General features: G+C 60.8%; 11 protein-coding genes and 3 pseudogenes. 3 read left to right on the top strand and 11 right to left on the bottom strand.

Going from position 1 to position 11,953, the window contains the following annotated elements; genetic code table 11:
- Nucleotides 1-215: 215 nt before the first annotated feature.
- Nucleotides 216-623 (bottom strand): hypothetical protein, encoded by a 408-nt coding sequence (locus VSR34_RS33040; RefSeq protein ID WP_342964602.1) that lies wholly within the window; start codon nt 621-623, stop codon nt 216-218.
- Entirely contained in the window at nt 617-1,564 is a 948-nt protein-coding gene (locus tag VSR34_RS33035) for a hypothetical protein (protein WP_342964601.1), read from the bottom strand. Before VSR34_RS33035 ends, VSR34_RS33040 begins: the two co-directional genes overlap by 7 nt.
- Before the next feature lie 882 nt (nt 1,565-2,446).
- Here VSR34_RS33035 and VSR34_RS33030 point away from each other — a divergent pair.
- Nucleotides 2,447-2,605 (top strand): hypothetical protein, encoded by a 159-nt coding sequence (locus VSR34_RS33030; RefSeq protein WP_342964600.1) that lies wholly within the window; start codon nt 2,447-2,449, stop codon nt 2,603-2,605.
- Nucleotides 2,606-3,009: 404 nt separating this feature from the next.
- Here the strand turns inward: VSR34_RS33030 and VSR34_RS33025 are convergent, their stop codons facing one another.
- The 6 genes and pseudogenes from VSR34_RS33025 to VSR34_RS33000 form a co-directional block, all read right to left on the bottom strand.
- Nucleotides 3,010-3,309, bottom strand: a complete 300-nt coding sequence (locus VSR34_RS33025; protein ID WP_342964599.1) for a hypothetical protein — start codon at nt 3,307-3,309, stop codon at nt 3,010-3,012.
- A 496-nt stretch (nt 3,310-3,805) separates the two neighbouring features.
- Complete coding sequence (gene fusA / locus VSR34_RS33020) at nt 3,806-5,872, bottom strand: elongation factor G (protein WP_342964623.1); 2,067 nt, start codon at nt 5,870-5,872, stop codon at nt 3,806-3,808.
- 370 nt (nt 5,873-6,242) lie between these two features.
- Nucleotides 6,243-6,518 (bottom strand): annotated as a pseudogene (locus VSR34_RS33015) (addiction module antidote protein); the annotation flags it as partial.
- A gap of 1 nt (nt 6,519) precedes the next feature.
- Nucleotides 6,520-6,816, bottom strand: a complete 297-nt coding sequence (locus VSR34_RS33010) for a type II toxin-antitoxin system RelE/ParE family toxin (protein WP_342964598.1) — start codon at nt 6,814-6,816, stop codon at nt 6,520-6,522.
- An 875-nt stretch (nt 6,817-7,691) separates the two neighbouring features.
- Nucleotides 7,692-7,919: pseudogene (locus VSR34_RS33005) on the bottom strand (PAS domain-containing protein); the annotation flags it as partial.
- Nucleotides 7,920-8,006: 87 nt separating this feature from the next.
- Nucleotides 8,007-8,519 carry a response regulator gene (locus VSR34_RS33000; RefSeq protein WP_342964597.1) on the bottom strand — a complete coding sequence of 171 codons (513 nt, stop codon included), beginning with the start codon at nt 8,517-8,519 and terminating at the stop codon, nt 8,007-8,009.
- 2 nt (nt 8,520-8,521) lie between these two features.
- Between VSR34_RS33000 and VSR34_RS32995 the strand changes: the two genes are divergently transcribed.
- A complete protein-coding gene (locus tag VSR34_RS32995; RefSeq protein ID WP_342964596.1) occupies nt 8,522-8,821 on the top strand; it encodes a hypothetical protein in 300 nt (99 codons plus the stop codon).
- Nucleotides 8,822-8,883: 62 nt separating this feature from the next.
- On the opposite strand, the gene VSR34_RS32990 is transcribed toward VSR34_RS32995, so the two are convergent.
- Nucleotides 8,884-9,132: a hypothetical protein gene (locus VSR34_RS32990; RefSeq protein ID WP_342964595.1), complete on the bottom strand. Its 249-nt coding sequence runs from the start codon at nt 9,130-9,132 to the stop codon at nt 8,884-8,886.
- Nucleotides 9,133-9,281: 149 nt separating this feature from the next.
- Between VSR34_RS32990 and VSR34_RS32985 the strand changes: the two are divergent.
- Nucleotides 9,282-9,772: pseudogene (locus tag VSR34_RS32985) on the top strand (acetyl-CoA C-acyltransferase); the annotation flags it as partial.
- A 58-nt stretch (nt 9,773-9,830) separates the two neighbouring features.
- Here the strand turns inward: VSR34_RS32985 and VSR34_RS32980 are convergent.
- Both VSR34_RS32980 and VSR34_RS32975 read right to left on the bottom strand, forming a co-directional pair.
- The gene (locus VSR34_RS32980; protein WP_342964594.1) at nt 9,831-10,832 is read right to left on the bottom strand and encodes an NADP-dependent oxidoreductase; all 1,002 of its coding nucleotides are present in this window, start codon (nt 10,830-10,832) and stop codon (nt 9,831-9,833) included.
- A gap of 56 nt (nt 10,833-10,888) precedes the next feature.
- Entirely contained in the window at nt 10,889-11,938 is a 1,050-nt protein-coding gene (locus VSR34_RS32975; RefSeq protein ID WP_342964593.1) for an NADPH:quinone oxidoreductase family protein, read from the bottom strand.
- Nucleotides 11,939-11,953 lie beyond the last annotated feature (15 nt).

The raw sequence follows: 11,953 nt of genomic DNA, 5'->3' as shown, positions 1-11,953 counted from the left end.
GATAGCCCGGAGTCCATTACGAGGAACGAAGCAGTCCGCGCACAGGCGAAGGATGGTGCCGCGCAGATGAACAAGGACAATGGATAACGTTTGCATTCCTAATTTAATTTAGCATAAGTAACATTATCGAATTTTGATCTTTGATCAGATCAGTAGTCCGAAATCATTTGAGGACTGAGGTTTGCGCACTGAGCGCAAACTGTATATGCGCGCTATCAGAGGATCAGTGCGGCTTCGTGCAATAGGGCTACGATGTTGCGCTCGGGAGCGTGAAGTCTGCGCATCAGGTCCTGCACGAACGCCGCTACCGGCACTGCCGGATGACCATCTTCAAAATATTCGAGGAGCCGATGGACCCGGTTGGCCGGGATCTCCAGTCGCACCCGCTCCGCGCAAACTCGCAGGCCGCTGACGGTCAGCCTTGCATCCGGATTCCACTTCAGCGACGGTCGCGCATCAGGATGCGGTCCCGGCAGCACCCTGTATTGCTGGTCAGGCAGATCCATCAGATAACCCTGTGCCGTCAGCTCGCACAGGTACTGATATACCGCGATCTTCTCCGCATCCTCGAACGCCGGGTTGATTTCGCAGCGCATGTATAGCCAGCCGAGCACCTTCAGCATGGAGAAGTTCCGGCCGTTGGCGGCTTGGGCATGGGGGTGCACGAACTTGCCAAACACGTCCGCCTGCCAGATGCGCGGATCACCCAGTCCAAAAGAGTCCTTGCCAACCACATCAATGCCGATGGCATCGGGCCAGCACGCACAGGGCACGCCAAGCTGCTGCTCGAGCGAGCGGATCTTTTCGGCAACGGGCAGTTGACGGTACGCCGCATCAATCGCGAGCCCGCCTGCACCCCCCATGGCGGCACTGCCACGGGCATCGACAGCCTCGCAGCCGGTCTTTCCACCTCGCCAAAGAGCAGCACCACTTCCACCGGCCGTCGCTCTGGTTGCGCCAGCCGATTGCCGGTCGCCGGGTGCCACAACCATATCTTGTTCTTAAGCCCGTGCAGCACCACCTCCCGCAGATCGCCAACGCTCAGGACTTCGTCCGGCTGCGGTATCGAGATTTCCAGCGCTGCGTAGCCGAGCGCACGGACAATGGGCCGGGTCGTTGCGTCGTACAACGGTTTGATAGCGACCTGGATGATAAGCGGACCCGCCAGTGTCTCGGCGTACAGGTCGACCGGGACGCCATCGACCCTCGTGCACACCGACACCTCGCCGCCCCACTCTTCAATCATGCGGCGCCCGCCATCTCTATTACCGCTCGGGGTCAGCGGGGGAGTTTCGACAAAACGGCTTTCGACGAGCAGTTGCAGGGCTGCCGCGTGCAGCGCCCGCAGCGCGCCAAGTTCGCAAGCGACTGGGCGCGCATGCTTGAAGCTGGCCTGAGAGTTGTTCGGCCTGTACAGGGTTAACTCGCCACCGCAGCCGACGCAAAGGAAGCCTGCCTGACCGATAGACGGCAGGTCGCTCGCGGCGACTACCTGACCCGCGGCGTTCCTGGCAAAAGCCATGTGCAAACTCAAAGCCATTAGATGTCCTTTGGGAATCGGCATGCGATGACTCACCTGGCCTGATTGTGCTGGATTTCTGCAAGATCAACTAGACAACTGTGCCTTGGCGACCAGTCCGTCAAAAACGGCCCAAGAAACTCGAACGCATTCTGATGTGCTTTCCTCCACTCGTGGTTGAGAGCAAATACGAATATGCGCCTTCAGCTTCACGTCGCGACGCGTGGATCCGTTACGCAGAGCGCATTCGGCCGATGTCAAGCCGAGGGAGCGGCAAATAGTCAGTTGTCGTCTGACCGGACAGGCGGGCGCTCGTGCGGTACCGGCTCCTCTTTATCTGCGTCCGGTACAGATGACTCGGTCTGAGGCGCCGCGCCCGGGGGCGGCTTGTCTCGCGTCGCAGGTGGCTCGACGGATTTTGTGGCGGGTTCTGACGACATCGTGTTCTCCGGATGACTGGGGAAATCCCACTACTACACTAGCACTGAACATCCTGCGGGGCGTGCGCGTGGAACTCCTGGTCTACCAGCCGCGCATTGGTGCGCAGATGCTACGATGGCCGAAAATCGCTGCGGAGGTCTCAATGCAAAGCCCCGCTCTGTTCCACGTGCTTCTCGACCGCCTCGAGGCGAACGGCACCCAGCCTGTCGACATTCAGCACTTCGTCGACCGGTGGCACCGACTTCGATCGTACGACGCGTTTTCGTGCCCGGTCTGCTACCTCGCCGGCGAGGAGCAACCGCTCGCCGCATTGTCGACGCAAGGGTCGAGCCGTTCAAATGTCCAGGTTGTCGGACACAGTTCGACGTATCAATCGACGGGTAACGCCACGTCTTTCCGGAATGAAAGGGACGACGCAAAACGCCGGTTTGCACGAACGCATCGCCTAAAATGCAAGCATGCCCGCGACCTGGGAAGGAGGCTGCCATGGCCGAGTCGATGACGGGTGTGCTGTTTGGGGTGATGGCGCTGACCATAGCTGCAATATTGGTAGCAGAGCACTACAAACGCGCACATCACAGGAATCCGCAATCCCGCTGGCTGGACACGCATCCCGTGCGAGACTGGTTGCACCATAGGCATTGATGGCGCAGCCAGAATTAAAAGCCCCGCTCAAGGCGGGGCTGACCTGGCCAGACTGCATCCGTGGCTGCGGTTTTCCCAATGGAGATGCGCCTTCAGCTTGTGGCATACCCGATCACGATCATCGTGATCGTCTGCTTATGCCAGTGCAATAGCGCCGAGGGTCGCGGCGGCTACGGGCGCGGGAAGGGCTTTCGTCAGTGTCATTGCCTGTTCGTTTGCGAAGCCGTGGTGGTCCGCAGCGGCGACTGTTGCGGCCCACTGATGCAGATCCCAGCGCATCACGGGGTTCCGGCGCATCATTGACAATGGTGGCGTGGTTCATACACATGAATTCGAGGTCTTCGGGCCAAGCCATGTTAGCCACCGCCGCAGCAGTCCAGCGGCTGTGTCGTCCAGCACCCCTCTTAGGCCCGCATAAGTCTGCCGCCACGGAGCGCCGTTGGGCCTTTCAGTGGACGCTTGCCGTCGATGATGGCTTTTGCTTCATCAATGGCAGCATCCAACGCCCAGTTTTCGCGACGGTAGCCCTCTTCCTCAAGGCATTGAACCGGAATTTGCGTGGCGGGCTGAGCATCGGTGTCGTTCGGGATAAGCACGAAGCCGTGGAACCCGAATATCTGCAAATCCGCACCGCCGACGCCTTGTTTCGGGAGCGTTTGAACTGAATATTCAAAGCCGTTGTGCGTGTTCTCAGCGCGGGCCATGTTCGTCTCCAGCGTGGTCGTCTTTGGATCCTAGCACCAACGAATAGGGATCTGCCATTCGCTCCTTAAGACCCATCGACCGATACGGGTCGAGTCCAGCCTGACGAGTCGGCCGGACAGCGCTTGTACAACCACCGTCGCTATCGAATAAGGCGGACGAGCCGCGAAAAACCGTTTTGAAAGATCTCACTTGAATACGATTTGGGGAAAGTAAAGGGAAACGACCCAGTTAGGCCGCTCGACAATCCCGTTGATCGTCCAGGGACGGCGGCCTGGGCGCCGTCCATCAGATCCGGACCAATACCAGTGGTAACTTCGTAGCCCTTCGTGTCCAGTTGACGACTCACGGCTTTGTCGGTTCAAACGAGGGTTACACACGAAGCACGGGATGACGCTGCCCAGACGGATTCCGCTCGCCTGCGTGTGCCCCAAAAACGGCGGCTTTCGAACCGCGCCGGCAGCGGCTGAATTCGACTGATGAAGGTCGTTCCGCCGTTTAATTCCGGGACGACACGCCTGCCACCTCAAGCTCGACCTCGGCATAGTGGTCGAACTCCATGGAATACAGTCCGCGGCCCTGGGTGACCGAGCGCAATTCAGTAACATAGCCGAACATTTCGGCGAGAGGCACCTGACCGGCAATCGCTTCCACAGCGCCCGGGCGCGGCGCCACCGCTTCAATCTCGGCGCGGCGGGCGCCGAGCAGCGCCAGCGCGGCCCCGGTGTACTCAGTCGGCACCAGCACCTCGATGCGGAACATCGGTTCAAGCAGCACCATCCGCCCCTTGCCGAACGCCGCGCGGCATGCCTGGATGGCCGCGGCGCGGTAAGCGAATTCATTCGAATCGACGGGATGGCTGGAACCGCCTTCGAGACGCACCTCGATGTCGGTGACGGGATAGCCTGCTAGCGCTCCGACTTCGGCGGCATCGCGCACACCCTGCTCCACCGCCGGGATGAACTGGCGCGGCACCGCCCCGCCGGTGATTGCGTTTTCGAAGCGCATGCCCGAGCCGCGCGCGCCGGGGTGCAGCGAAAGAATCACATGGCCGTATTGGCCATGCCCGCCCGTCTGGTGGACGAAACGCCCCTCCTGAGCCGCCACTTCGCGCGTGATGGTTTCCTTGTAGGCCACGCGCGGCCGCCCCATTTTCGCCGCTACACCGTATTCGCGCTCCAACCTGTCCAGCAAGATTTCGAGATGGAGTTCGCCCATGGCGGCAATCACCAATTGGCCGCTATCTTCATCGAGACTCAGTTGCAGGGTCGGATCCTCGTCGGTCAACTGGCGTAACGCGTCGGCCATGCGGCCGTGCTCGGCGAGCGTTTTCGGTTCTACCGTGGCCCGCAGGACAGGCTCGGGGAAAGTGATGGTTTCCAGCGTTACCGGGTGTTCCGCGTGGCAGAGCGTATCGCCCGTATAGGTCTGATTCAGGCCGAGAAACGCACCGATTTCCCCGGCGTGCAGCGCCTCGACGTTTTCGCGGTGATTGGCATACATGCGCAACAGGCGCCCGGCCCGCTCCTTGCGGTTACGGGTGGCATTGTGCAGCGTCATGCCGGCGCTGACCATGCCCGAATAGATGCGCGCATAGGCCAGGTGGCCGACGTAGGGATCGTTAACGATCTTGAAGACCAGCGCCGCGAGGGGTTCTTCGTCGCGCGGCGCGAGGCAGATCGTGAGCCCGCTGTGGGTCCCGTGTACCTCGCCGATATCGAGCGGTGACGGCAGAAAATCGACCACGCAGTCCAGCAGCGGTTGCACGCCGATATCCCGTAACGCGGCGCCACAGCAAACCGGAAAGACGCGATTGGCGAGCGTGGCACGACGCAGCGCCGCGCGTAACGGCTCCGTCCCGACGTCGCCGCCGGTCACGTAAAGCGAGAGCAGTTCATCGTCAGCCTCGGCGACGGACTCGATCAGGCGCTGCCGCGCGGCCTCGGCCGCCGCACGATATTCAGCCGGTATGGGACCACAATCCGGCTTGCCCTCCTGCGCAGCCCCCCAGCGCAGCGCCTGCATCGACAACAGATCGACCTCGCCTTCGAACGCCGCTTCGTGGCCGACAGGCATTTGCAGGCATGCCACCGGCGCACCGAGGCGCTCACGCACGCTGGCCAGCGCGCGCTCGAAGTCGGCCCCGATGCGATCCATTTTATTGATGAAGCACAGCCGCGGCACCCGGTAGCGATCGGCCTGCCGCCATACCGTCTCGCTTTGCGGCTGTACGCCGTGCACGGCATCGAATACCACCACGGCGCCGTCCAGCACCCGTAGCGAGCGCTGCACTTCGGCGGTGAAATCGATATGGCCCGGAGTATCGATCAGGTTGATCATGCAGTCGCGCCACCGCGCGCTGATCGCCGCCGCCACGATCGTGATGCCCCGTTCGCGCTCCTGGGCCATCCAGTCGGTTACCGTCGTGCCGCTGTCAACCGAGCCCAGGCGATGGATGCGTCCCGTGTGAAAGAGAATCCGGTCGGTAATGGTGGTCTTGCCAGCATCGATGTGAGCAATGACGCCGATGTTGCGGATGCCGGCGATCGGCGCGTCCGAACTCAGCCCGAGACATACCCGATCTCGCCTGCGATGCCAATCAAGGCACCCGGCAGAATGCCGCGCTTCAGCATCTCTTTGCGAGACGGAGCCCGATTGTTCTTATCCATTATTCGATGTCGCATAGGCGACGAAGCCTGCGAGGCCGGTGTCGGCGGATCGTGGCTGCGAGTGGGATGGTGCTTCAGGCGTGCGCGTGGGCGCTGCTGGCCTTGGTGCGCCCTTTGGCGGTCTTGCGGGCCGTAGCATCGGCACGAGCCTTCGTCGCCGTGCTGACGCCACGTTTCGCGACCGTCGCAGCCTTCTTCTTCGCCGCGACAGGCTTCCCTGCAGCCTTTGCCTTGAGTTTCGCTTTCAGGTCTTCCTCGGGCTTCGTCAGCGTAAGGTGCAGGCCCATCGCCCCGATCACCTTCATGATCGTCGCGAACTCCGCATTCCCCTTGTTGGAGAGCGCCCGGTACAGCGCCTCACGCGCAATGCCCGACTCGCGCGCGAGCGCCGTCATGCCTCGCGCCTTGGCAACGTCCCCGAGCGCCGCCTGAATCTCGACCGGGTCGCCGCCCTCGAACGCTTGCGCAAGGTACAGCCGGTAGTCCGTTTCGTCCTTCAGGTACTTCGAAGCGTCGAACTCCATCAGCTCGCTTACTTTCATTTCAATCCTCCAGCTCTTTCGCGATGGCCTTCGCCCGCTTGATGTCTGCGGACTGCGTGGACTTGTCCCCACCGCACAAAATGATCACCAGGACGTCGCCACGCTGCGTGAAATAGACCCGATACCCCTTACCGACGTCGATCTTCATCTCCGAGATGCCGTCGCCGACCGCACGCCAGTATCCGAGGTTGCCTAACGCTGCACGCTTGAGCCGACCGGTGATCGCCGTCGCAGCCTGACGATCCCGTACGCGGGAAAGCCAGGCGTCGAATTCGGGGGTAATGATCAGCTTTGTCATGCGCGTCATTGTAACCTATGAGTCACAATGCATCAACGTACGGCCCGTCTCGGCCGGCAGAGCAGCCGGGCTTTGCGGCAGGCAACTATGCGCGGTCGTGAATGGATCCTTCGCCGAACGTACCTTACGAGGTGATTTCGTCGTGTCCCACGGCTACAAGGTCACCCCGCACACGCAGCTGCGGGGATGACGGATGTTCATCTCATGGCATCGACGTCGACTTTTCCGTACGTATCGAGCCGGAGCCCCCACGCAGTCCGTGCGCGCCGCTGACGCTGGCGCAGCATGGAATACATAACTTGCTTCGTGGCCAGCATGCTCATTGATATTCGCGCTGGCTGACGCGCTACAGGCTTCATATGGCCGGAACTCTAAACCCCGACACTGCTTCTTTTTGATAATATAGGATTACGAATTAATTTCGACAATTAAATTTATGTCAAGTCTAATTAGGATATCGAATCCCGACGACGACATTCACGAGGCCACGTTCTCTTTCCATTGCAAGCGTCGATTCCTTCGCCTTATCGGAGAACGAGGACTGATGTCGATACTCGGCGGCTAGCGTGAAGCCCTCCGTAGAAGTTCCGGATCGGCCTGATCGATTCCCAAAACTGCTTGAGCTTCTTGAGGTCATCTTTGACCTTCTTCTGCGCCGTCGCTGTGTTAGTTGACAGTTATTGCGGTACGTACTCCTGATAGCCAGTACGTGCCCTAACTGGGCAGCCAGCCTCGTTGCCGCGATCTCAGATATTGCCGTGCGGCTTCACCTGCGCATGCGACACCGGCGGGACGATATTCGGTACGTCGATCTTACCCTCTCAGCGCCGTGGCAAGACCGGCCAGGCGGTATGGCTTGTGCACGAACGCGAATCCGGCGCCCCCGCCGCCCGGTCTTCGCCCGTGTAGAAACGTGAGAAGTGCTGGCCGAGGATTTCGGCGTTGCTGTACCCCTTGATCCGCTCGGCACCCGGGTTCCGCCTCGTCACGATGCCTGTGGGTGAGAGCATGAAGATGGCGTAATCGGTGACACCCTGAACCAGAAGACGAAACTGTTCCTCCGTTTCGGACACCCCGTGCGGCCGCTTTTCGATGTCGCCCATCCTGAATTCCCGTATCGGCTTTCCCAAATGCGATTCTACCCGTCCCGACCGGGCGGCCAAGGCGCGGTCAAGGCCAGCATCTGGCGCTTACGGGTGCCCAGCGCGACGCAGGTGGATGTTCGCATTGGAGCAACGCCCGCATTGAAGCAGCTGCATTTCGACGCTGTCAACTCGCCCGGCCGGGCAAAGGCGCCCCGTATGTTCTTCGATTACGGAGATCAGATCGTCAAAACTGGCGGGCTTGCGGAAGAAGCGGTTCCAGAATGGCGGTGTATGGGTCGGCTCGGGCGAGGCTGACAGTATGACGATGGCCAATGCGCATTGATCCGGCAGGCTTCGCACGATCCGGCAGAACTCGACGCCATCGATTTCCGGCATCCCGTAGTCGATGACGATACATTGGATCGGGTTACGACGCAGGATGTCGAGCGCCCGACGGACGTCACCGGCAACGCTTACACGATGACTGTCCCCCTCCAGTGCCACCTGCAGCGACCACAGGTTCTCCACGTCGTCGTCGACCAGCAGAATATTTGCCACGAATCCGGCTAACAATCCCAGTTTGCAATCTATGCCCGGCGCCGTCCCGGTCGGCAGCACCGGTGCACTCCTTCGGCATTCATTGCGCCGACGAAGCGGCGGTATCGGAAGCACCTTCGCCCTGCGACATCTTCTTGCCCGACTTTGAAGACTTCGGCTTCATGGTGTTTGTACCTTTGGAACTGGACGTGCTGCCCGTCACTCCGCTAGCGTTGGGCGCCCCCGGTGCCGCCCTGCCCGGCGCTGCCGCCCCCGGCTCGTCCACCGCCGCCATCGGCGCATTGCGCTCGCTTCCAGCGAAAGCAATGCACGCGGTCAATGCAATGACGCCGATCTTGCTCGTAGTCTTATCGCCTCCTTGATGCTCCCAAAAATTTGCGTGCACAGGCACGCGCGCTTCACGCGTTAGTGCGCATGAAATTCCTCAGTGCCCTTGCGGTGCCGCTTCATCGGGCGGCACGTCGCGGGGCGACGGCTCTCCCGGCGTGTCTTCATCCGGAACATCCTCGTCCGGCTCCGAGCCAGGCACGTCGCTGCCAGCCGGCTTTTCGATTCGTGTCGACCCGCCGGTCGCGGGCGCGTCGCTCGCCGGGAAGCTATCTTCAATAGACTTGTCAATGTCTTGCTCGGTACGGTCGTCCGGTGCACGTTGCTCGACAGGTTGCGTTGCCATGGCTTGCTCCTCGCGGGTAGTAGTGTGTGCAATTCCGCAATCGGTGTGCCGGGAACCGGGCACACGAGGGCCTGCGACGCGGTGTACGCATGCCTCAACCCAAGGCGCCGGACGGGGAATGGCGGCAGAACTGGCAGATACGCCCGAAAGAGACACCCGCGTTCAACGTCAACCTGTTATGCGGTTCCTGCCTTTAGGCAATCATCTCGGCTCACCAATTGATCACCTTGGGCAGTGCAGAAGTGATAATCGCCGCCGGCGCCGAGTCGATGTCGCGCAGTCCGTACCTGACACTGAATGCGCGGTGGGGTCTCGGATGGGTGACACGCGACTACTCGATTACATGGTGGGCGTGCTGCAAGACCCATTCGAGAAATTCCACATGGGAATCACTGCCGAAAACGTCGCCGCCGAGTTCCACGTTTCACGGGACGACATGGACAGACTGGCGGCTGAAAGCCACCGCCGGGCAGCAGCAGCCATAGAAAATGGCGTTTTCGATACTCAGATCGTGCCCGTCGAGTCCGCGCACGGCCGCCATAGGAAGAGGTTTTTCATCGACGAACACGTCAAGGCCACGACAACTTCGGAAGCTCTCTCAACGATGAAGCCGGCATTCAAGAAGGATGGCGTCGTCACCCCGGAGAACCGGCGTGCTTCGCTATGACAAGTTCATCCAAAGCCAAGCGCTTAGCACGTCACTTGATCTTGACGACGACTTTGCCCTTGGCGCGTCCCTGGGCCAGGTATTCAAGCGCTTCCTTTGCTTGTTCAAACGGAAACACCTTGTCAATCACCGGACGGATGCGTTCTGACTTAAGCAGTTCGCCAATTTCGGCGAGTTGGGCTCCATCGGGGCGCACGAAGAGAAATGAATAGGTTACACCCCGCTTCTTCGCAAGCCGCATGATCTTGCGGCTCATCAGCCCGAGTACCAACCTCAGAATAAAGTTCAGCCTGCGAGCACGGGCGAACGCTGCGTCCAGCGGCCCGATCAGAGACACAATCTTGCTCCCCGGTTTGAGGATGCCCATGGACTTTTCAATCGCATCTCCTCGGATAGTCCCAAGCACAACGTCGTAGCCGTGCAGCACTCTTTCGAACTCCTGCTTCTTATAGTCGACAACCTCGTCTGCACCCAGACTGGTTACCAGTTGGACATTGCCCGTACTGGTGGTCGTTCCCACCCTCGCGCCGAAGTACTTTGCCAGTTGGATCGCAAACGTGCCAATACCGCCGGACCCGGCAGGGATGAAGACTTTCTGGCCAGCTCGAAGATTGGCGCGCTCCTTCAACGCCTGCCAGGAGGTGAGCCCGACCATCGGAACGGCCGCGGCCTGCACAAAGTCCAGATTGACAGGCTTCGAAGCGGCGACGCTCTCCGGCACCGCCGCGAATTCGGCGATCGAGCCTCTACCAAGATCGAAGAGGCTGGCAAAGACTGCATCGCCCGCCTTGAAACGCGTCACGCGGCTGCCGACCTCAGTCACCACACCAGCAATATCGCTGCCGAGCGCCGCCGGCAACTCTAACTTCAGGACGAGCTTGAACGTTCCCGCCGGAATCATGTTATCGATCGGGTTCAATCCCGCCGCGTGGACCTGGACTAACAGTTCATCAGGCTTTAGCGTGGGGCGAGGCACTTCGGCGAACCCGATCTCGGGTGACTTGCCATAGCGTTTGAAGGTGAGCGCTTTCATGATGCATTAAATTCAATGTTGATTAAGTTATGGGCCGAGTTCGCACGGAATCCAACTCATGCCCAAGGCTGCAGCACGACCTTACCGGTCGTGCTGCGCCCTTCGAGGAGGCGATGTGCTTCGACGGTCTGCGAGAGCGGCAACACCGTTTCCGTTTGCAGAGTCACCTTGCCGGACAAAACCAGTCCGAAGAGTTCGGTTAGCGTCGCCTGGATCAGATCGGGGAAGGCCAGGTAGGCGCCGACGTAAAAGCTGGTGACGCTGTGATTGGGGACGGTCAGCTTCCACGGGTCAATCAGGCTGCTCTTGCCGCTGGACTGGCCGATGAAAATAAGGCGTCCGAACGGAGCCAATGCCTTGAACGCTTCGGCGACGTTGTCGCCACCGGCCGTCTCCAGGATCACGTCTACACCCTTGCCGTCGGTCAGCGCGCGCACTTGCTCGGCCCAATCGGGGGCGGTGTAGTCCACCGACGAATCCGCCCCCAGGCGCTCGGCCAGGGCCCGCTTTGCAGGGCTGCTGGCGGCAGCAATTACCTTGCCGGCGCCGTACAGCTTGGCAAGTTGCACTGCGAACGAGCCCACTCCACCTGCCGCAGCCTCCACCAGCACCGTTTCGCCCGGCGCCAGTCGAGCGGCCTTGCGCAGGACCAGAGCGGCGGTAAGGCCATGGGCAACCAGCGCCGAAGCGCGTTCCGAGTCGAGCCCGGGCGGCAGCGGCATCACGATGGCGGCGGGCACGCGGACGTACTGTGCATAACCGCCTGCTCCTGGCGCCGCCAGCACCGGCGTGCCGACTGGGAGCGAAGTCACGGCCTTCCCGACGGCGGCGACCGTGCCGGCCACTTCAGCACCCAGCGTGAAGGGCGTAGGGGACGGCTCAGGATAGTCGTCGCCGCGCCGACGCATGACGTCGGCAAAGTTTACCCCACCTGCTTCCACGCGGATGAGAACTTCATCGTCGGCGAGTGTCGGATCGGGCACCTCCTCATAAACCAGCGTTTCGGGTCCGCCTGTCTTATGAAACCGGACTGCTTTCATCTGTTTCTCCAGATCTCGGTGAAGTACGGCAAGGCCTGTCTTCGACGAAACCTGTTCAAAATTCATGTTCTGCCGAGCTTC

This window comes from Paraburkholderia sp. JHI2823 (assembly GCF_038900695.1).
Classification (GTDB): Bacteria; Pseudomonadota; Gammaproteobacteria; order Burkholderiales; family Burkholderiaceae; genus Paraburkholderia; species Paraburkholderia mimosarum.
The sequence above is the reverse complement of the archived record's forward strand: the minus strand, read 5'-3'. Positions and strand labels throughout refer to the sequence as shown.